This is a genomic window from Micromonospora sp. SL4-19, assembly GCF_047921475.1.
Lineage (GTDB): Bacteria > Actinomycetota > Actinomycetes > Mycobacteriales > Micromonosporaceae > Micromonospora.
Genome location: NZ_JBLROB010000038.1, coordinates 1 through 18,695 on the forward strand (window position 1 = coordinate 1; position 18,695 = coordinate 18,695).

Annotated in this window: 20 protein-coding genes; 11 read left to right on the forward strand and 9 right to left on the reverse strand. The window is 74.3% G+C overall.

The features are described from left to right. Positions 1-285: 285 nt before the first annotated feature. Both ACNAVT_RS28430 and ACNAVT_RS28435 read right to left on the reverse strand, forming a co-directional pair. Complete coding sequence (locus ACNAVT_RS28430; protein WP_416300639.1) at positions 286-1,122, reverse strand: undecaprenyl-diphosphate phosphatase; 837 nt, start codon at positions 1,120-1,122, stop codon at positions 286-288. Continuing rightward, positions 1,119-2,171, reverse strand: a complete 1,053-nt coding sequence (locus ACNAVT_RS28435) for an LLM class F420-dependent oxidoreductase (protein ID WP_416300640.1) — start codon at positions 2,169-2,171, stop codon at positions 1,119-1,121. The genes ACNAVT_RS28430 and ACNAVT_RS28435 overlap by 4 nt, the downstream gene beginning before the upstream one ends. Before the next feature lie 166 nt (positions 2,172-2,337). Here ACNAVT_RS28435 and ACNAVT_RS28440 point away from each other — a divergent pair, with 166 nt between their 5' ends. Then, complete coding sequence (locus ACNAVT_RS28440) at positions 2,338-3,309, forward strand: aldo/keto reductase (RefSeq protein WP_416300641.1); 972 nt, start codon at positions 2,338-2,340, stop codon at positions 3,307-3,309. Positions 3,310-3,398: 89 nt separating this feature from the next. Beyond that, the gene (locus ACNAVT_RS28445; protein ID WP_120682271.1) at positions 3,399-3,590 is read left to right on the forward strand and encodes a DUF5703 family protein; all 192 of its coding nucleotides are present in this window, start codon (positions 3,399-3,401) and stop codon (positions 3,588-3,590) included. Positions 3,591-3,668: 78 nt separating this feature from the next. Here ACNAVT_RS28445 and ACNAVT_RS28450 read toward each other — a convergent pair whose 3' ends face one another. Then, entirely contained in the window at positions 3,669-4,319 is a 651-nt protein-coding gene (locus tag ACNAVT_RS28450; RefSeq protein ID WP_416300643.1) for a hypothetical protein, read from the reverse strand. 61 nt (positions 4,320-4,380) lie between these two features. Next, a complete protein-coding gene (locus ACNAVT_RS28455) occupies positions 4,381-5,709 on the reverse strand; it encodes a M20/M25/M40 family metallo-hydrolase (RefSeq protein ID WP_416300644.1) in 1,329 nt (442 codons plus the stop codon). Between the two features lie 148 nt (positions 5,710-5,857). Here ACNAVT_RS28455 and ACNAVT_RS28460 point away from each other — a divergent pair, with 148 nt between their 5' ends. The 3 genes from ACNAVT_RS28460 to ACNAVT_RS28470 are packed head-to-tail and all read left to right on the forward strand — an operon-like array spanning position 5,858 to position 7,764. Next, positions 5,858-6,475 carry a hemerythrin domain-containing protein gene (locus ACNAVT_RS28460; RefSeq protein ID WP_416300645.1) on the forward strand — a complete coding sequence of 206 codons (618 nt, stop codon included), beginning with the start codon at positions 5,858-5,860 and terminating at the stop codon, positions 6,473-6,475. 46 nt (positions 6,476-6,521) lie between these two features. Beyond that, a complete protein-coding gene (locus ACNAVT_RS28465; protein WP_416300646.1) occupies positions 6,522-7,508 on the forward strand; it encodes a LysR family transcriptional regulator in 987 nt (328 codons plus the stop codon). 19 nt (positions 7,509-7,527) lie between these two features. After that, positions 7,528-7,764: a hypothetical protein gene (locus ACNAVT_RS28470; RefSeq protein WP_416300647.1), complete on the forward strand. Its 237-nt coding sequence runs from the start codon at positions 7,528-7,530 to the stop codon at positions 7,762-7,764. Positions 7,765-7,814: 50 nt separating this feature from the next. Here the strand turns inward: ACNAVT_RS28470 and ACNAVT_RS28475 are convergent, their stop codons facing one another. From ACNAVT_RS28475 to ACNAVT_RS28485, 3 genes are read right to left on the reverse strand one after another with little or no spacing between them, the layout of a single operon-like run. After that, positions 7,815-8,165, reverse strand: coding sequence for a DUF3140 domain-containing protein (locus ACNAVT_RS28475; protein WP_416300649.1), 351 nt, complete (start codon positions 8,163-8,165; stop codon positions 7,815-7,817). Continuing rightward, positions 8,165-8,338 carry a hypothetical protein gene (locus tag ACNAVT_RS28480; protein ID WP_416300651.1) on the reverse strand — a complete coding sequence of 58 codons (174 nt, stop codon included), beginning with the start codon at positions 8,336-8,338 and terminating at the stop codon, positions 8,165-8,167. Before ACNAVT_RS28480 ends, ACNAVT_RS28475 begins: the two co-directional genes overlap by 1 nt. Before the next feature lie 37 nt (positions 8,339-8,375). Next, complete coding sequence (locus ACNAVT_RS28485; RefSeq protein ID WP_416300652.1) at positions 8,376-10,919, reverse strand: ATP-dependent Clp protease ATP-binding subunit; 2,544 nt, start codon at positions 10,917-10,919, stop codon at positions 8,376-8,378. Positions 10,920-11,062: 143 nt separating this feature from the next. On the opposite strand from ACNAVT_RS28485, the gene ACNAVT_RS28490 reads away from it, so the two are divergent. The 5 genes from ACNAVT_RS28490 (at position 11,063) to ACNAVT_RS28510 (ending at position 16,142) form a co-directional block, all read left to right on the forward strand. Further along, positions 11,063-11,446, forward strand: a complete 384-nt coding sequence (locus tag ACNAVT_RS28490; protein WP_416300653.1) for a hypothetical protein — start codon at positions 11,063-11,065, stop codon at positions 11,444-11,446. Between the two features lie 212 nt (positions 11,447-11,658). Next, positions 11,659-11,919 carry a hypothetical protein gene (locus ACNAVT_RS28495; protein WP_007076395.1) on the forward strand — a complete coding sequence of 87 codons (261 nt, stop codon included), beginning with the start codon at positions 11,659-11,661 and terminating at the stop codon, positions 11,917-11,919. An 8-nt stretch (positions 11,920-11,927) separates the two neighbouring features. Then, on the forward strand, positions 11,928-12,815 hold the full coding sequence (locus tag ACNAVT_RS28500) for a hypothetical protein (RefSeq protein WP_416300654.1): 888 nt from the start codon (positions 11,928-11,930) through the stop codon (positions 12,813-12,815). Next, positions 12,808-15,480 (forward strand): FtsK/SpoIIIE domain-containing protein, encoded by a 2,673-nt coding sequence (locus ACNAVT_RS28505; RefSeq protein WP_416300656.1) that lies wholly within the window; start codon positions 12,808-12,810, stop codon positions 15,478-15,480. Before ACNAVT_RS28500 ends, ACNAVT_RS28505 begins: the two co-directional genes overlap by 8 nt. Further along, on the forward strand, positions 15,477-16,142 hold the full coding sequence (locus ACNAVT_RS28510; RefSeq protein WP_416300658.1) for a hypothetical protein: 666 nt from the start codon (positions 15,477-15,479) through the stop codon (positions 16,140-16,142). The genes ACNAVT_RS28505 and ACNAVT_RS28510 overlap by 4 nt, the downstream gene beginning before the upstream one ends. Positions 16,143-16,155: 13 nt before the next feature. Here the strand turns inward: ACNAVT_RS28510 and ACNAVT_RS28515 are convergent, their stop codons facing one another. Next, a complete protein-coding gene (locus ACNAVT_RS28515) occupies positions 16,156-17,430 on the reverse strand; it encodes a cupin domain-containing protein (protein ID WP_416300660.1) in 1,275 nt (424 codons plus the stop codon). 7 nt (positions 17,431-17,437) lie between these two features. Continuing rightward, complete coding sequence (locus tag ACNAVT_RS28520; protein WP_416300662.1) at positions 17,438-17,728, reverse strand: hypothetical protein; 291 nt, start codon at positions 17,726-17,728, stop codon at positions 17,438-17,440. A 222-nt stretch (positions 17,729-17,950) separates the two neighbouring features. Here ACNAVT_RS28520 and ACNAVT_RS28525 point away from each other — a divergent pair, with 222 nt between their 5' ends. Continuing rightward, positions 17,951-18,694 carry a PIG-L deacetylase family protein gene (locus ACNAVT_RS28525; RefSeq protein ID WP_416300663.1) on the forward strand — a complete coding sequence of 248 codons (744 nt, stop codon included), beginning with the start codon at positions 17,951-17,953 and terminating at the stop codon, positions 18,692-18,694. Position 18,695 lies beyond the last annotated feature (1 nt).

The window sequence follows — 18,695 nt, forward strand, 5'->3', positions numbered from 1 at the left end:
AACAGATCCGAACAGCATGAGCAACGCCGCTGGCCGGCACCCCGCAACGTGGGGTGCCGGCCAGCGGCAATCTGCGGCCCTTGGACAGCTGCCGTCAAGAGTGAACGGAACTGTCCAAGATCCAGGCGTGCCCGGGGGTAGCCGCAAGGCACGCACGGCGGAAGACCACGGCGGGGCTGGGGGCGAGCGTGACCGGCGTAGGGATCAAGCCTGACCGCCCGGAGCCGGGCACGCTCGCCCCCAGCCCCCAAGCGCAACAAAACCCCAAGCGCAACAAAACCCCAACTACGTCGCCTCGATCACGCCGGTGAGGAGCAGGCAGAGGACCAGCGAACCGAGCGCCACCCGGTACAGGACGAAGAGGTACAGGGTGTGGTGGGCGACGTAGCGCAGCAGCCAGGCGATCGCCGCGTAGCCGATGCCGAAGGCGATCACCGTCGCGACGACCATCTGGGCCACGCTCGGCGCTGCGGTCCCCGGCGCGGACGGCTCGAAGACGTCCGGGAGGCTGAACACCCCGGAGATCACCACCGCCGGGATCGCCAGCAGGAACGAGTACCGTGCCGCCGTCTCCCGGGTGAGGTTGAGCAGCAGGCCGGCAGTCAGCGTGCCGCCGGAGCGCGACACGCCGGGGATCAGCGCCATGGCCTGGGCGAAGCCCATGACGACGCCGTCGCGCATCCGGAAGTTCTCCAGCGTGCGGGTCTGTCGCCCCAGGTACTCGGCGAAGGCCAGCACCAACGCGAAGATGATCAGCGTGGCGGAAACCAGGTACAGGTTCCGCCCGGCGGTTCGGATCTGGTCCTTGAACAGCAGCCCGAAGATGCCGATCGGGATCGTGCCGATGATGACGTACCAGCCCATGCGGTAGTCGAGGCTGGACCGGACCGAGCGGTCGACCAGGCCGACCACCCAGGTACGGACGATCCGCCAGATGTCCTTGGCGAAGTAGATGAGCACCGCAGCCTCGGTGCCCAACTGGGTCACCGCGGTGAACGACGCGCCCGCGTCCCGGCCGAAGAAGATCGCCGAGGTGATCCGCAGGTGCCCGGAGGAGGAGACGGGCAGGAATTCCGTGAGGCCCTGGACGATGCCCAGGACGATCGCTTCAACCCAGGTCACTCGCCGACTCCAGACAGCTCAAGGGCCTCGGCGACGGTACGCAGGGTCTGCACGCCGCTCTCCCGGTCCGCCGCGAACAGGGTCACCGACAGGGTGGTCACGCCGGCGGCCGCGTACTCCCGCATCCGATCGGCGATGCGCTCCTTCGGGCCGAGCAGCGAGGTGCGGTCGATGAACTCCATCGGCACCGCGGCGGCGGCGTCGCGCTGCCGCTTGGCCAGATAGAGGTCCTGCACCTCGCGGGCGGCGTCGCCGTAGCCCATCCGGGTGGCCAGTTGGTTGTAGAAGTTCTGCTGCCGGCTGCCCATGCCGCCGACGTAGAGGGCGGCGTACCAGCTGACCAGCTCGGCACAGCCGGCGATGTCGTCGCCGACCACCACCGGGACGGACGGGACGACGTCGAAGCCGGCCATGTCCTTGCCGACCCGGGCCCGGCCGGCCCGCACCGAAGCGAGCTGCTCCTCGGCGAACTCGGGCGCGTAGAAGACGGCGAGCCAGCCGTCGGCGATCTCGCCGGCCAGTTCGAGGTTCTTCGGGCCGACGGCGGCCAGGTAGATCGGGATGTGTTCGCGCGGCGGATGGAAGCCCAGCCGCAGCGCCTTGCCCGGTCCGTCCGGCAACGGCAGCGTGTAGTGCTCCCCGTCGTACGCGACCTCCTTGCGGGCGATCGCCAGCTTCACGATGTCGACGTACTCCCGGGTGCGGGCCAGCGGCTTGGCGAAGCGGACGCCGTGCCAGCCCTCGGAGACCTGCGGGCCGGACACGCCCAGGCCGAGCCGGAACCGCCCGCCGGAGAGCGCGTCGATGGTCGCCGCGGTCATCGCGGTCATGGCCGGGGTACGGGCGGGGATCTGCATCACCGCGCTGCCCACGTCGATCCGCTCGGTCTGGCCGGCCATCCAGGCCAGCATGCTCGGTGAGTCGGAGCCGTAGGCCTCCGCCGCCCACACCACCGAGTAGCCGAGCCGGTCCGCCTCCTGGGCCAGGGCCAGGTGGTCGGCCGGCGCGCTCCACGCCGTCTGGTATCCGAGACTGAGCCCGAGTCGCACTGGTCCTCCCACCATCCGCTCCACAGGTCGCATCAGGTTACGCAATACGGATGGCCGAACCGATCACCGGCTCACCCGAATGCCGCGCACCCGACCGGAAGGTCGGGCGGGAAACTGACTCTGGGCGAGGATATCCGTGACGCGAGGTTCGAAATAAGGTTCACCCATGCAACAGCGACCGCTCGGCCGAAGCGGGCTGGCGGTTTCGCGGCTCGCGCTCGGCACCATGACCTGGGGACGGGACACCGATGCCGACGACGCGGCCGCCCAGCTGAAGAGCTACCTCGACGCGGGCGGCAACCTCGTCGACACGGCCGACGTGTACGCCGACGGCGACGCCGAGTCGGTGATCGGCTCGCTGCTGGGCACCCTGGTCTCCCGGGACGACCTGCTCATCGCCACCAAGGCGGGGCTGCGGCCGGGCAGCGGCCGCCGCCGGGACGGCTCCCGCGGGCACCTGCTGCGGACCCTCGAGGCGTCGCTGCGCCGGCTCGGCACCGACCATGTCGACCTCTGGCAGGTGCACGGTTACGACCCGGACACCCCCCTCGAGGAGACCCTCGGCGCGCTGGACCACGCGGTGTCCAGCGGCAAGGCCCGGTACGTGGGGGTGTCGAACTTCTCCGGCTGGCAGACCGCCCGGGCCGCGGCCTGGCAGGCCGCCTGGCCGGGGCGCGCCCCGGTGGTCGCCGCGCAGGTGGAGTACTCGCTGCTGGAGCGGGGCGTGGAGCGCGAGGTGCTGCCCGCCTGCGAGGCGCTGGGGCTGGGGGTGCTGCCCTGGTCACCGCTGGGCCGCGGGGTGCTCACCGGCAAGTACCGGCATGGCCGCCCGGCGGACTCCCGGGCCGCCTCACCGCACTTCGACCGCTTCGTGGCCACCTACCTGGAGCCGCGCTGCTCGAGCATCGTGGAGGCGGTCGCCACCGCGGCCGGCGGCCTGGGCGTGTCGCCGCTCGAGGTGGCGCTGGCCTGGATCCGGGACCGGCCCGGGGTGACCGCGCCGATTCTCGGCGCCCGCACCGTGGGGCAGCTCCTCGGCGCTCTCCAGGTGGAGCGGATGACCCTGCCCGAGGAGATCGTCACCGCCCTGGACGACGTCTCGGGGGTGCCGGTCGGCTACCCGGAGCGGGACGGCTGAGCCCGACCGGCCGGATGCCGGGCGACCCGTGCCCGACACGGCCCGCCAGGGGGTGGCGGTGGGCCACCGAGCTGGGCAGCATAGACGTCATGGACTACGAATACGCGCCGCTGCGGTTGCCATCGAACGTCGACCGGTTGACCGCCGCGGCGCAGCTGGCGATCCAGGCGGAGTTCTCCGGTTGGGAGTTGGCCCGGGTGCGGCTGTTCCGGGACGGGACGCGGCAGGTGATGCTGCGCCGCCGCCGGGTCAACCAGCCGCAGCCGGGCCTGTCGTACTGAGGCGGCGCGAGCCGTCGCCGGGCGCACGCCTCCCGGGGCCCGTACCGCGCGGTCGGGCCCCGGAGGCGTCACGGCCGGTCAGTGGGCGTGGTCGTGCTCCTCGTCCAGCTCGAGGAACGGGTGCTCGTCGAGCCGGCCCACGAGGCGGTCGTCGGCGGCCGGCTGGAACGGGCCGATCGGGTCGTCGTCGTCGAACGACTCCAGGTCGACCGGGGTGCCGACCTCGCTGACCATGACCACCCCGTCGAGCGGCTCCAGCTCGGGCACGTCCAGCGCGCTGAGTGAGCCGTCACCGCTCTGCAGCAGCTCCAGCACGGCCTCGCCCACCCCCTCGACCGGGGCCGGCTCGTCCTCCTCGGGGGTGCCCTCGCGACGGGCCGCCTCGGCCGCCCGGATCAGGGCGGACACGCTCGGGACCCGATAGTCCCGCCGTTGCCGCACCGAGATGACCCGCGGGTGCGGGTCGGTGGCCTCGATGCCCTCCACGCCGAAGCGCTCGTCGGCCTCGTTCGGGTCGATCGACTCCACGTCCCACGGGGTCACCTCACCGAACGCGTCGAGCAGCTGCTCGTCGTACGCGAACGAGGCGTTGTTCAGGGCGACGTACGCCCGCCAGACGTCGTCGTCGTCGATCCGGCCCTGGGCGGCGCGGACTGCGGCCAGGTGGGCGCGGGCCGCGTCGATCACCCGCTCGAGGGCGGCGTCCAGCTCACCGTGCTGGTCGGTCATGTGTGGCAGTCCCTTCGCGATGGGGGGAAAATCCGCGCCGACGGTGACGCGACGGACACGGTTAGCAGTTGCGGAGAAACCGGTCGAGAACCCGCACGCCGAACTGTAGTCCGTCCACCGGGACCCGCTCGTCGATGCCGTGGAACAGCCCGGAGAAATTGAGGTCGGCGGGGAGCCGCAGCGGTGCGAAGCCGAAGCAACGGATGCCGAGCTGCGAGAACGCCTTGGCGTCGGTGCCGCCGGAGAGCATGTATGGCACCGGGCGGGCGCCGGGGTCCTCGGCCCGCAGCGCGGCGGACATGGCGTCGACCAGGTCGCCGTCGAAGGTGGTCTCCAGGGCGGGCTGGCGCTGGATGTACTCGATGGCGATGTCCGGGCCGACCAGCTCGCGCAGCTGCCGCTCCAGCAGCTCCGACTGACCGGGCAGGCTGCGGCAGTCGATGGTGGCGGTGGCCCGACCGGGAATGACGTTGTCCTTGTAGCCGGCGTCGAGCCGGGTCGGGTTGGCGGTGTTGCGGATGGTCGCGCCGATGATGTTGGCGATCGGGCCGAGCTTGGCGATCGCGGTCTCCGGGTCCTCCGGGTCGATCTCGATGCCGAGGACGTCGGAGATCTCCTCCAGGAACGCCCGTACGGTGTCGGTGACGACCACCGGGAAGCGGTGGCGGCCGATCCGGGCGACAGCCTCGGCGAGCGCGGTGACGGCGTTGTCGTCGTGCACCATCGAGCCGTGGCCGGGGCGACCCTTGGCGTGCAGGCGCAGCCAGTCGATGCCCTTCTCGGCGGTCTCGATCAGATAGAGCCGCTGCTGCTCGTCGACCGAGTACGAGAAGCCGCCGACCTCGCCGATCGCCTCGGTGCAGCCGTCGAAGAGGTCGCGGTGCCGCTGGGCGAGAAAGTGCGCCCCGTAGTCGCTGCCGGCCTCCTCGTCGGCGGTGAAGGCGAGCACGATGTCCCGCGACGGGCGTGCCCCGGCCCGCTGCCAGCCGCGGACCACGGCGAGCACCATCGCGTCGAAGTCCTTCATGTCGATCGCACCGCGGCCCCACAGGTAGCCGTCGCGGATCTCGCCGGAGAACGGGTGCACCGACCACTCGTCGGGATCCGCGGGCACCACGTCGAGGTGGCCGTGCACCAGCAGGGCGTCCCGGCCCGGGTCGGTGCCGGGGATCCGGGCGACCAGGTTGGCCCGGCCCGGCGCGGACTCGTGGATCTCCGCCTCGACCCCGACCTCGGCGAGCTTCTCCGCGACATACTCCGCCGCGCGCCGCTCCCCGACGCTGGTGTCGTTGTCCCCGGTGTTGGTGGTGTCGATGCGCAGCAGGTCGCGGCAGAGGTCCACGACCTCGTCGGTGGGGTCCGGTCGGGCGGAGGCGGCGTCGCTCGTCATCGGTTCTTCATACCAGCCGGCCCCGGCGGCTGGCCCGCCCCGTCCCCCGCGCGGTTTCGCGGATCTCGCGTCCGGGTACCGCCGCTGGCGTCCCCGCACCGCCCACCGGGCCGCCGGGCCCCGCCGGCCACCAGTCGAGGAGGGCATCGTGACCGTCCCCCTGCCGCCGCTGCCGCCCACCGCCGACGACGCGTACCGGCCGGGTGGCCGGAGCCTGGCCGAGATCGTGGACCGGGAGCACCGGGCGCTGCTCGGCCTGGCCGAGCGGGTCACCGGCCCGGAGTTGCCGTACGAACGCCGCCGGGAGCTGCTCGACGTGCTGATCGCGGCGGTGTCCCGGCATCTCTCCGCCGAGGAACAGTATCTCTTCCCCGCCGCCCGGGCCGCCGTGCCGGACAGCACCGAGCTGGTGGACCGGGAGCTCGCGGCGGACGTCGCGCTGCTCACCGCCCTGAGGGGACTGTCCGGGCCGGAGGACCCGGCGCTGGCGGACGTGGCCGAGCGGGTACGCCGTCACGTCGGCCGGGTCGCCGCGCTGGTCGCACCGCTGCGCCAGGTGGCCACCGACGCCGAGCTGATCCGGCTGGGCAACCGGTGGGAGATCGCCGAGGAGGCGGCACCGACCCGGCCCCACCCGGGCACCCCGGCCACCCCGCCGTGGAACAAGCTCGTCGAGCCGGTGGTGGGCGTGCTGGACAAGGTCCGCGACGTGGTGACCGGCCGGCGTACCCACCTCTCCGATCTGGAACGGCCCCGGAAGCACTGAGCCCCGACCCCTTCCGCATAGCCGTTCGTGGTCCTACCGTCACCGTATGAATCTGGAGCTGCGGCACCTGCGCGTGATCTGTGCGATCGCGGAGACGGGAAGCGTCACCAGAGCCGCCTCGACGCTCGGCCTGGCCCAGCCGGCGCTGACCGCACAGCTCCAGCGCATCGAGCGGGCCCTCGGCGGTCCACTGTTCGAACGGGACCGCCGCGGAGCCCGCCCCACCGCGCTGGGCGAGCTGGTGCTGGACCGGGCCCGGGTGCTGCTGCCGGCGATGAAGGGCCTTCAGGACGAGGCGGCCCGGCTTGCCGGGGCGGGGGACCCGCTGACCCGCTACCGGTTCGGCGGCGTGAACAGCCCGATCCTCGGCCGGCTGGTGCACCGGCTCGCCGCCGAACAGCCGGAGGTGAGGATCACCACGTACGCGTCCTGGTCGGTGGACGAACTGGCCCAGTTGGTGGCCGGTGGCCGACTCGACTTCGCCGTCATCGGGGTGTGCGGGGACGCCGGCCCGCCGCCGGGGTTCGGGCTGAGCTGGCGGGAGGTGGCCGTCGACCCGATCTTCGTGCTGTTGCCGCAGACCCACCCGATGGCGAGCCGGGACGAGGTGTGCCTGGCGGACCTGCGGCGCGAGCAGTGGGTGGCGGCTCCCGGGGACGGCTGCTTCGGCGACTGCTTCGCCGCCGCCTGCGCCCGCGCCGGCTTCACCCCGCGCAAGCTGTACGAGGCGGACGTGCGCGCCTGCGTGGATCTGGTCGACGCGGGCGTGGGGGTGGCGCTCTGCCAGGCCACCTTCCGGCCACCCGCCGGACTGGTGACCCGCCGGCTGGCCGGGGCGCCGCTGCGCTGGCGGCTGCTGCTGGGCTGGCGCCCTGACGCGCCGGCCGCCCGGGTCGCCGAGGCGGTACTGGAGATGGCGGTGGCCGCGTACACCGACGCGCTGGCGCCGCATCCGGACTACCTGGCCTGGCTGCTGCGGCATCCCGATTTCGGGGCGCAGCCAACGGTGGCCGGCGGGGTGCGAACCGCCTGAGCGCGGGTAACAGGGCGATATGACTGACCTTTACCCTGCCGCTGACCAGCGGGAGCTGCTGCGCCAGGCGGCCGCCATGTGCACCGCCGCCGCCGAGGACGTCGAGGCCTTCCTGCGCCGCATGCCCGAGGTGCCGGAGCCGGCGGACATCACCGAATACGCCAACCTGCTCAGCCGGGAGGAGCGCGCCCGCGCCGACCGGGCGGCCACCGCGGACGCCGCCGGCCTGCAACTGCCCAGCATGGAACCCGAATGACCGACCGGACGGCACCCGGGACGCGTCCCGGGTGCCGTCGCATCGCTGGATCAACGTTCGATCAACACGTCGTGCCCGAGGTCGAGCAGCGAGTGCCGCCACTCGTCGTCGGCGTTGCCCCGGCTCGGCTTCGCCGCCGACAGCTCCCGGATCCGGTCGATGGCGTCCTGCATCACCTCGATGTCCTCCGGGGTGAGGTCCACCTTGCGCTTGGTCAGCACAGCGAGGATCTGCCGGCCCGGCTCGGGCAGGTCCAGGTCCGGGTTCGGCCCGAACGCCTCCTCCCCTGACCCGCGGGTGAGCAGCCACTGGCGCAGCTTCTCGGACGGGACGTTCACCTCGGCGTGGAAGTCGTCCCAGATAACCTCGACCTCGGGGTCGAGTCGCGCCTCGCGTACCATCACGCCTCCTCTCCCGGCGGCGGCCCGGACGGCGTCGGGGCGCCGCCGCCCTTGTCGGTCTGCTGCTTGATGCCCTCCGGCGGCACCTTGACCCGGGACGGGTTGGCCGTCGGGGGCGTGACGATGGGTTCGCTGCGCTCGGCGTCCTCCCGGGTCTCCTCGGGTTCGGTCATGTCCGCCCTCCGGTCAGTCGGGATGGAACCTCGCCGCTCATCGTGGATGGGACGTCGCCGCGGCCTGGTAGCCGCGCTCGCCGGCGGCCACCTCGAAGGAGAGCTGCCCGTCCTGCGCGTCGACGGTGACCCGCTGTCCGGGTGAGACCCGGTCCTCCAGCAGCATCCGGGAGAGCCGGTTGTCGACCTCCCGCTGGATCACCCGGCGCAGCGGTCGGGCGCCGAACTCGGGCTGGTAGCCGTGCTCGGCGAGCCAGTCGACGCCGGCGGTGGTGAAGTCGACCTGGATGTCCTGGGCGTGCAGCCGGCGGCGGGTCTCCTCCAGCAGCAACTCGGTGATCTGGCGCAGCTGCTGGGCCTCGAGGCGCTGGAAGATGATGATCTCGTCGATGCGGTTGAGGAACTCCGGCCGGAAGTTCTCCTGGAGCCGGCGCATCAGCCGCTCCCGCAGCTCGGTGGCCTCCTGCTGGCCGGGCTCCCCGGTGGCGAAGCCGACGGTGCGCTGAGTGCCGGTGATCAGCTCCGAGCCCAGGTTGCTCGTCATGATCAGCACGGTGTTCTTGAAGTTCACGGTCCGGCCCTGGCTGTCGGTGAGCCGGCCGTCGTCGAGCACCTGGAGCAGGATGTTGAACACGTCCGGGTGCGCCTTCTCGATCTCGTCGAGCAGCACCACCGCGTACGGGCGGCGGCGGACCGCCTCGGTGAGCTGGCCGGCCTCCTCGTAGCCGACGTACCCGGGAGGGGCGCCGACCAGCCGGCTGACCGTGTGCCGCTCCTGGAACTCGCTCATGTCCACCCGGACCATCCGGTCCGCCTCGCCGAAGAGCGCCTCGGCCAGGGCCCGGGCCAGCTCGGTCTTGCCGACCCCGGTGGGGCCGAGGAAGAGGAAGCTGCCCATCGGCCGGTTCGGATCGGCCAGGCCGGTACGCGAGCGGCGGACCGCCTCGGCGACCACGGTGACCGCGTCGTCCTGGCCGATGACCTTCTCGTGCAGCTGCCCCTCCAGGCGCAGCAGCCGGTCCCGCTCCTCCTCGGTGAGCTGGTTGACCGGGATGCCGGTGGCCCGGGAGACCACCTCGGCGATCTCCGTCGGCCCGACCGTCGGCACGTTCGCCGGCTCGCCCTCCCCCTTCGCGCGGCCGACCTGGTCCTCCAGTTCGGACACCCGGTCGCGCAGCTCGGAGGCGCGCTCGTACTGCTCGTCGGCGACCGCCTGATCCTTGTTGCGGCGTACCTCGTCGAGCTGCCGCTCCAGCTCCCGCACGTCCTCGGCGGGTGTCCGGGTACGCAGCCGGACTCGGGCGCCGGCCTGGTCGATCAGGTCGATCGCCTTGTCCGGCAGGTACCGGTCGGTGATGTACCGGTCGGCCAGCTCGGCGGCGGCGACGAGGGCCTCGTCGGTGAACCGCACCTGGTGGTGCGCCTCGTAGCGGTCCCGCAGGCCGCGCAGGATGGCGACGGTGTTCTCGACGTTGGGCTCCGGCACGAAGACCGGCTGGAACCGGCGGGCCAGCGCGGCGTCCTTCTCGATGGTGCGCCGGTACTCGTCCAGCGTGGTCGCGCCGATCACCCGCAACTCGCCGCGGGCCAGCGCGGGCTTGAGCATGTTGGACGCGTCCATGCCGCCCTCGCTGCCGGCGCCGCCCGCGCCGACGAGGGTGTGGATCTCGTCCAGGAAGATGATCAGCTCCTCGCGGTGCGCCCGGATCTCGTCGATCACCTTCTTCAGCCGTTCCTCGAAGTCGCCGCGGTAGCGGGTGCCGGCGACCAGGCCGGCGAGGTCGAGCTGGATCACCCGCTTGCCGATCAGGGTCTGCGGCACGTCCCCGTCGCAGATCCGCTCCGCCAGCCCCTCCACGATCGCGGTCTTGCCGACGCCCGCCTCACCGATGAGCACCGGGTTGTTCTTGGTCCGGCGGGAGAGGATCTCCACCGCCTGCTCGATCTCGTCCGCCCGCCCGATCACCGGGTCGATCTGGTCGTTGCGGGCCAGCTCGGTGAGGTCCTGGCCGTACTGATCGAGGGTGGGGGTGCCGCGATCGGGCCGCGGGGTACCGCCACGTTCCGCGCTGGCCGCCTGCAGCGACTCCGGCTGGATCCGGCCGGCGGCGAGCATCCGGCCGGCCGGCGACTCCGGGTTCAACGGCAGGGCCATCAGGATGTGCTCGGGGCCGATGTAGTTGGCGCCCATTGCCCGGGACAACTGGTGGGCGTCGAGCAGCGCCCGCTTGGCCGCCGGGGTCAGCGACAGGTTCGGCGGCACCTCGCCCCCGGGCGCTCCCTCGCCGCGCCCGCCGAGGGCGTTGACCAGAGCGTCCGGGTCGGCGCCGGCACGGCGTACCAGGTCGCGCAGCGGCTCGCGTTGCAGCGCCGCCCAGAGCAGGTGGTCGGTGTCCAGGTCGTTGCTGTGCTTCTGGGCCGCCCGGCGCGCCGCGTCGGCCAGCATCTCCCGCGCGTCGGCGGTCATCAGACGGGTGATGTCGACCCGATGCGCCGGCCGGCGTCCCCCCTCGCCCCGGCCGAAGTACCGGGCCAGGAACTCGTCCCACGGGTCGGAGCCGAAGTCACCGGGTCCCATCATCTCTGTCCTCCGCTGCTCGGGCGGGCACGGTCGCCGAGGCGACATGGCGCGGCACGGTCGGCGGTGGCTACCCGGCGGCCGGCGGGACAAACGCGAGCGGGTCGAGAGTCGGGCGGCAGCCGGCTCGGTGGCAGGCTGGGGGCATGGACACCCGGCCACTGCTGATCGTCGACGGCGCGAACGTGGTGGGCTCGCGGCCGGACGGCTGGTGGCGGGACCGGGCCGGCGCGGCGGCCCGGCTTCGCGACGCGCTGCTGCCGCTGGCCGACCAGGGCGTACCGCCGGAACTGCCGCCGCCGGTGGAGGTGGTGCTGGTGGTGGAGGGGGCGGCACGGAACGTGCCGGCGGTGCCGGGGGTCGGGGTGGTCGCCGCGCCCGGCTCCGGCGACGACACCATGGTCGAGCTGGTCGCGGCGGCGCCGGACCGTCGCCGGATCGTCGTCACCGCCGACCGGGAGCTGCGGGCCCGGGTGGGCGCGCTGGGCGCCGAGGTGCACGGCCCGCGCTGGCTGCCCCGGGACGGCTGAGCGGCGCCGCCCGACCGGGCGGGCGTCACCGGGTGACCCGTGCACGGGACCGGGTTGCCCGCCGGCGGGACCGGCCCACCCCGGCGCCGGAGGTCTTCGCGCACGTCAGGGTGGCAATCGGACAGCAGGGCAGGAACACCGCGAGGGTGGATGTTCTCCCACCCGACGGGATGGGTTGTAATGGAGATCTCCCTTGCCCCCAGGAGGTCCGCGTGGCGAGCGTCGCCGAGCTGAAGGCTGCCATCGATGTCGCCCTGCAGCAGATAGGTGACGGGCAGACAGCCGTGCAGGCGGCCGGCGAGAAGCTGGCCGAGGCGCAGCAGACCCTGGCCGGGGCGCTGGAGGGCAGCGGGCACGAGACGGTCGAGGCGGCCCAGGCATCGCTGACCCAGGCCAGCCAGGAGCTGGAGGAGTGCCTCGCCGCCACCCTGGTCGCGGTCGAGCAGGCGCAGCTCTACGTGTCCACCCTCTAGGTCCGGCCGTGTCCATCGTCGAGGACATCGGCGCGCAGGTGCGTGCCGTGACCGAGGAGCTGCCGCTCGCCCAGCTCGCCGTGGCCCTGGAGAAGTTCGGCCAGGCCGCCGAGCGGCTGCGCTGGGTGCGACAGGAGTCGGCGGACCCGATGGGGGTGCCGGAGCTGTCCGCGGCGACCGAACACGCCGAGACCGCCGGGTACGCGCTGCGGGTGGCTCAGGAGCAGCTGTCCGCGTACCTGACCGCGATCGGGTTGACCGCCGACGGAGCGCCCGCCCCGCCGGCCGAACAGCGGTGGCCGCGGCACGACGCGCCGCGCGAGGTGGCGGCGCCCGCCCCGGTCGCCGTACCCGAGCAGGGCGCCTCCCCGACCATGCGGCGCTGGTGGTCGGTGCGGGTGGCGGAGCTGACCGGCGGCCGGGAGGGCACATCGGACGAGCCGGACGAGCGGGTCGGCGACGCCCGGGAGCTGCTGCGCCGGGTGGTGACCGGAGTCCGCTCGGGCGACCGGGACCGGCTGCACCGTGAGCTGCGCCGCGCGCACGCCGACGTCGGGCTGGGGCTGGCCGCGGTCGCCCCGCCGCTGCTGCGCGACCTCGCCGGGGAGCTGCTCGGGCGCCCGCCGCGCGCCGACGACCTGGGCAGGCTACGCCGGGAGCTGGACGGGCGGGTCCGCGACCTGCTGCCCGGGCTGCCCCCGGCCGTGCTGGACACCCTGCTCACCCGGGTCTGTCGGATGCCCCCGCCGCGCCGCGCCGCCGACCAGGAGCAACCGCACGCGGCCGACCCGGCGGTCACCGCCGGGGTGCTCACCGGGGTGCTGCTGGACCGGCTCGGCCGAGACCTGCCGAAGGACGCCGACGACCGGGAGCCGTCGCGGGGTGCGCATGGCTGACGTCCGCGCCCAACTGGTGTCGCGGGTCCGGGGGATGCTCTCCGAGGCCCTCGGCGCGACCCGGAACAGCCTGGCCGCCGCCGACGCCGACCTGGCCGCCGGCCGGGACCGGCTGGCCCGGGTGCGGCGGGCCGCGGCGGCCGTACCGGATCGGGTGGGCGCCGCCCGCGACCGACGGCTCGCCGAGATCGACGCCCGGCACACCGCCCGAATCGCTGAGCTGGCCGGGCGGGCCGCCGAGGTGGCCCGCCGGGAGGCGCCCGGCGCGGCGTCCGCGCCCTGGGACCGGTGGCGGGTCACGCCCGTCGGCCGGGCCGAGGCGCCCGGCGCGGTCCGGGTCGGTACGGTACGCATTCCCGGCGCCGAGCCGGTGCCGGCGCTGGTGCCGCTGCTGGACGCCGGCCACGGGCACCTCTCCGGCGGCGACCGGGAGGGCATCGCCGCGGTGGTGCCGGCCCTGCTGCTGCGCTCGGTGGGGCGTGCCGACCCGGGCGCGGTCCGGCTGTTCGGGTACGACCCGGAGCACCTGGGCGGCGGCCTGGCCGGGTTCGCCCCGCTCGGCACCGCCGGACTGCTCACCTTCGTCGGCCCCGGCGGACTGGGCCGCTTGCTGGACGATCTGGTGGAGCAGATCCGCCGGATCAACGAGACCGTGCTGGCCGGCGAGTACGCGTCGCTGCGCGAGCTGGCCGCGGCCACCGGCCGCCGGCCGGAGCCGTGGCGGGTGGCGGTGCTGCTCGGCGGCGACGAGCTGTCCCGGCACGAGCGCAGCCAGCTGGACCGGGTGGTGCGAACCGGGGCGGCCTGCGGCGTGCACCTGGTGGTGCGCGGCATCGAGCTGCCCGACGACCCGACGGTGACCCGGATCGTGGTGGAGCCGGACGACGCCCGGATCGCCGGGCTGCCGGTCGTGCTCGACGAGCCGCCCCCGGCCGGGCTGGTCACCGAGACCTGCCGGGAGGTGGCCTCCCGGGTCAGCGCCGGTCCCCCACCGGCGCCCTTCACCGACCTGCTCCCACCGCCGGAGGACTACTGGCAGGAGGACTCGGCGCACGGGCTGACCGCGCCGATCGGCGAGGGCCGGCACGGGCGACCGGTGCTGCTGACCCTCGGCGACTATCCGCCGCACGCGCTGATCGGCGGTCCGTCCGGCACCGGCAAGACCAACCTGATCTTCGCCTGGATCGGCGCGCTCGCCGCCCGCTACTCCCCCGCCGAGCTGGAGTTCTATCTGCTGGACTTCAAGGAGGGGGTGTCCTTCGCCCGGTTCGCCCAGGGCCGGCGGGACCCGAGCTGGCTGCCGCACATGCGGCTGGTCGGGATCAACGTCAACACCGACCGGGAGTTCGGGCTGGCGTTGCTGCGCTTCCTCGCCGAGGAGCTGCGCCGCCGCGCGGACGCGGCCAAGAAGCACGAGGTCACCAAGCTCGCCGAGCTGCGCGCGGTGGACCCCACCGGGCACTGGCCGCGGATCGTGGCCGTGGTGGACGAGTTCCAGGCGCTGCTCGCGGGCCGGGACGTGGTCGCCCGGGAGGCCGCCGACCTGCTGGAGGACCTGGCCCGGCGGGGCCGCTCGCAGGGCATCCACCTGGTGCTCGCCTCGCAGGACGTCCGCGGCATCGAGGCGCTGTGGGGGCGGCCGGCGCTGGTCGCCCAGTTCACCCTGCGCATCGCGCTGCCGAAGGCGCTGCGCATCCTGGCCGAACGCAACGACGCGGCGCAGTCGCTGCCCCGGCACCACGCGGTGGTCAACGCCGAGTCGGGACTGGCCGAGGGGAACCAGGTGGCGCGGATCCCCTCGGCCAGCGACTGGGAGACGTGGAGCGAGCTGCAACACCGGTTGTGGCGGATACGCCCGCAGGACGCCTCCCCGGCCCGGCTCTTCGACGGCGACGCGATCCCGAAGCTGGCCGACGCGCCGGACCTTCGCGCGCTGACCGCCCCCGAGCAGGGCGTGCCGCGCAGCCCGGTGGCCCTGCTCGGGGAGATCATCGACGTGCAGGCCCGGTCGGCGGCGCTGCGGCTGCCCCGGGCCCCCGGACGGAACCTGGCAGTGCTCGGCACCCGGGTCGACGAGGCGTGCGCGGTGCTCGACGCCGCCGCCCGGTCGCTGGCCCGACAGCACCGCCCCGGGACCGCCCGATTCTCCATCGCCTGCCTCGACCCGGACGCCGACCCGGCCGCCCGCGCCCTCTACGAGGACCTGGCCGACGACGCCGCCTGGTACGACGAGGAGACCGTGCCTGAGCTGATGGCCGAGGTGGGCGACGCGCTCGGCGCCCCGGGCACCCCGAACAGCCCGCACTACCTGCTGCTGTACGCGGTCGACGCGGCGGCCGGGCAGCTCGCCGGGAAGGCGGGCCGGCGGACCGGGCTGGAGCAGCTGCGCCGGATCCTGCACGACGGGCCGGAACGGCGTACGCACGTGCTGGCCTGGTGGCGGGGGGTGGCCCGGATGCGGGCCGACCTGGGCGGTCCGGCGGCGCGTACCGACCAGATCGGGGCCTGGGTGGCGCTCGACGTGCAGGGCGCGGAGCTGGGCTCCTCGCTGTACCCGGGCACCGGCGGGCCCGACTGGTACCCGCGGCCGTGGCGGGGCCTCTATTTCGACCGGGCGGCCCACCGTACCGGACAGGTGATCATCCCTTATGGTCCGTCGCGATGAACGAACCGGTCGCCAGTGAGACGTACGCCGCCCAGATCCGTCGGCTCGCCGAGCTGACCGCCCGGGTGGCCGCCCAGCGCGCCGAGGCGCACACCTGGTACGCCCAGCAGTGCGCCGCCGCCGACAGGGCGGTGGCCGAGGCCGCCGAGCAGGTCCGACGGGCCGAGGCGGAGGTGGCCGAGGCGCGGGAGCTGGTGGAGCGGGTGGACGCCGAGGCCACCCACCTGTGGGGGGAGCTCCGGGCCCGGGTGGGCCCCAGCGCGCGGCGGCTGGGTGATCCGCCCGGGCCGGCTCGGGACGCCTCCGGTGACCCGGTGCCCCTGCTGCACGGGGTACGGCAACTGCTGGACCGCACCCGCCAGCCGGGCGAGCTGCCCGGCTCGGCGAACCCGCTGCTGGTCTGCTGCGGTGTCGGCGGGTCGGTCGTGGCCTACGCCCTGGGGGCGGGCGCGCGGGCGCTGGGCGCCGGTTCCGGCGGGGACCTGGCGGTCGGGATGCCGGTGTTGGCGCTGGTGGTGACGCTGCTCGGCCCGCTGGTCGGGCTGGCCGCGGCGCGACTGCTGGCCGACCGCAGGCACGCCGCGCTGTCCCCCCGCCCGATCGCCCTGGTGGTCGCCGCCGGCCTGGCGGCCACCGTCCTCCTCCTGGCCCTCCCCCGCTGACCCCCGGCCCGGTTCAGGCGGGGGTGAGGACGGCTTCCTTCAGGAGGCGGCGGGCCAGGACCAGTCGGTCGGCGTCGTCGTCGAGGCCGGGCAGGTCGCCGACCCGGGTCACCTCGCCGGTGAGCACGGTGCGCAGCGCCGGCTCGCAGGTGCCGGGCAGGGTGATGGTGCGGTCGAACAGGCGCAGCACCACACTGCCGTCGTCGCCGGTCGTGGTGAGCTGCCAGCGCAGGCCCTCCCGCACGGCGACCCGGCTGTCCGCGTTCAGCGCGGCCAGCGCGGCGGCCTGGGCCAGGGGGCGGATGGGTGCCGGCCGGCCGGCCGGCCAGGCCCGGTCCCGCAACCGGGCGGCCACCGCGCTCGGGTCGGCCCGCAGCAGCCAGTCGCGCAGCGCCTCCACCGTCTCGGTCAGCTCCGGCTCGACGGCGTCGGGGTCGGCCACGTCGACGCCGAAGGGCAGCCCGGCGCGCAGCCGGGGGTCCTCGGCGGCGAGGGTCAGCAGCTCCTCGACCAGGGCGTACCGGGTCAACGCCCGGATGCCCACGGTCAGGTGCAGCGAGCTGGACTCCTGTGCCCGGGCGCTGTGCAGCCAGCCGCGGGGCAGGTAGAGCGCATCGCCCGGGGCGAGCACCACGTCCAGCGCGGGCCGGCCCTCGGCGGTGGCGGAGACCTCGTCGGCCCGCCCGCCCCAGGGCTGCTTCTCCAGCGGGTCGGGCAGCACGGGCGGGTGGATCCGCCAGTGCTTGCGGCCGTCGACCTGGAGCACGAAGACGTCGTGCGTGTCGTAGTGGGTGGCGAAACCCTGGCTCCCGGCCGGGGTCAGGTAGGCGTTGACCTGCACCGGCTGGGCGAGGGCGGCGCCCAGGTCACGGGCGAGGTCGACCAGCGCCGGCCAGATCCGGTGCAGACCCTGGAGGACCAGGGTCGCACCGTCGGCGTACAGCCGGAGGACCTTCTCGTCGAGGACCTGGTCGTCTATCTCGGCGCCGGCGCCGCCGCCACCGGTGTAGCTCGCCGCCGGCACCAGCTCGCCGCCCTTGGCCACCCGCAGGAACGGAGTACGCAGGCCGCGGCGGCTGAGCAGTTCGTCGGCGTCGGCGGGGCTGAACAGCTCGGTGAAGCCGTCCCGGTTGGGTAGCTCGGCCGCCCGGGACAGCAGCGGACTGCGCCCCCAGTGGTCGGCGGCGAACTTGGCCGGGTCCACGGCCACGCAGCGGGCCAGGGCCGCGGTCGCGTCAGACGCAACCGCCGGGCGGCAGTCGCCGCCCGGCGGGTCGATACGCGTCATGGCGTGGTCAGCCGGCGCTGCCGTCGGCGCCACCGTCACGCTGACCCGGGGTCGCGCCACCGTCGGCCGGACCCTCGGCACCACCGTCCGCGCCACCGTCCTGCTTGCCCGGGGTGGCGCCACCGTCGGCCGGACCCTCGGCGCCCCGGTCGGCACCGCGGTCGGCCCCGCGCTCCGCGCCGCGGTCCGCGCCGCCGTCCGCGCCCCCGTCCTGATGGCCCGGGGTCGCGCCACCGTCGGCCGGACCCTCGAGCCCGCCGCCGCCCGTGGTCTGCATGTCGTCGTCGTTGAGTGCCATGGTGCTCCCTCGGGTGTGCGGCCCCGTCGTCCGCGGGGTTCCTCGTGCAGCGGGTGGTACCCCACGCGCGATCTTCTCTAACACACCGTAGACGCCGGAGCCCGGCGAGACGGACACTTCGCCCGGCCCGGCCGCCCGTCAGCACGTCACCCGGCCACGGGTCGGTGGGCACCGCCGTTCGGTGCCAGGATGGCGGGGACGGGTCGCGGGAGGGAGGTGGCCGTGGGGCAGCCGGAACCATTGACGCCGCTGGCCGAGGACTGGCAGCGGGCGCTCGCCGTGGTGGCCCACCCGGACGACCTGGAGTTCGGCGCGGCCGCCGCGGTGGCCCGCTGGACCGGGCAGGGCCGGGAGGTCGCCTACTGCCTGCTCACCAGCGGCGAGGCGGGCATCGACGGGATGCCGCCGGAGCGCAGCCGGGTGCTGCGGGAGGAGGAGCAGCGCGCCTCGGCGGCGGTGGTCGGGGTGCGCGAGGTGGACTTCCTCGGCCTCCCCGACGGGCTGCTGGAGTACGGCGTCGCGCTGCGCCGGGAGGTCGCCGCAGTGGTCCGCCGGCACCGCCCCGACATCGTCATCACCAACAACTTCCGGGACACCTGGGACGGGGCGTACGCGCTCAACCAGGCCGACCACATCGCCTGCGGCCGGGCGGTGCTGGACGCGGTCCGCGACGCCGGCAACCGGTGGATCTTCCCGGAGCAGCTGGTGGACGGCGTCGAGCCGTGGAACGGGGTACGCGAGGTGTGGGCGGCCGCCTCGCCGCGGGCCCGGCACGGGGTGGACGTGACGGCCACCTTCGACCGGGGCGTGGCATCGCTGCGGGCGCACGGGGCGTACCTGAGCGGTCTCGGCGACGGCGGCTTCGACGCGGAGGAGTTCCTCGAAGGGCTGGCCCGGCCGGCCGGCACCCGCCTGGGCGTCCGGTACGGCGCCGCCTTCGAGGTCTTCCGCCTGAACTCCTGGTGAA

What these genes read in the sequence shown, in the direction of transcription:
- ACNAVT_RS28450 (WP_416300643.1), bottom strand. Translation starts at nt 4,319, where the DNA reads ATGACCGACCAGCACGGTGAGCTGGACGCCGCCCTCGAGCGGGTGATC.
- ACNAVT_RS28465 (WP_416300646.1), top strand. Translation starts at nt 6,522, where the DNA reads ATGAATCTGGAGCTGCGGCACCTGCGCGTGATCTGTGCGATCGCGGAG.
- ACNAVT_RS28510 (WP_416300658.1), top strand. Translation starts at nt 15,477, where the DNA reads ATGAACGAACCGGTCGCCAGTGAGACGTACGCCGCCCAGATCCGTCGG.
- ACNAVT_RS28505 (WP_416300656.1), top strand. Translation starts at nt 12,808, where the DNA reads ATGGCTGACGTCCGCGCCCAACTGGTGTCGCGGGTCCGGGGGATGCTC.
- ACNAVT_RS28470 (WP_416300647.1), top strand. Translation starts at nt 7,528, where the DNA reads ATGACTGACCTTTACCCTGCCGCTGACCAGCGGGAGCTGCTGCGCCAG.
- ACNAVT_RS28440 (WP_416300641.1), top strand. Translation starts at nt 2,338, where the DNA reads ATGCAACAGCGACCGCTCGGCCGAAGCGGGCTGGCGGTTTCGCGGCTC.
- ACNAVT_RS28520 (WP_416300662.1), bottom strand. Translation starts at nt 17,728, where the DNA reads ATGGCACTCAACGACGACGACATGCAGACCACGGGCGGCGGCGGGCTC.
- ACNAVT_RS28455 (WP_416300644.1), bottom strand. Translation starts at nt 5,709, where the DNA reads ATGACGAGCGACGCCGCCTCCGCCCGACCGGACCCCACCGACGAGGTC.
- ACNAVT_RS28515 (WP_416300660.1), bottom strand. Translation starts at nt 17,430, where the DNA reads ATGACGCGTATCGACCCGCCGGGCGGCGACTGCCGCCCGGCGGTTGCG.
- ACNAVT_RS28490 (WP_416300653.1), top strand. Translation starts at nt 11,063, where the DNA reads ATGGACACCCGGCCACTGCTGATCGTCGACGGCGCGAACGTGGTGGGC.
- ACNAVT_RS28480 (WP_416300651.1), bottom strand. Translation starts at nt 8,338, where the DNA reads ATGACCGAACCCGAGGAGACCCGGGAGGACGCCGAGCGCAGCGAACCC.
- ACNAVT_RS28485 (WP_416300652.1), bottom strand. Translation starts at nt 10,919, where the DNA reads ATGATGGGACCCGGTGACTTCGGCTCCGACCCGTGGGACGAGTTCCTG.
- ACNAVT_RS28475 (WP_416300649.1), bottom strand. Translation starts at nt 8,165, where the DNA reads ATGGTACGCGAGGCGCGACTCGACCCCGAGGTCGAGGTTATCTGGGAC.
- ACNAVT_RS28445 (WP_120682271.1), top strand. Translation starts at nt 3,399, where the DNA reads ATGGACTACGAATACGCGCCGCTGCGGTTGCCATCGAACGTCGACCGG.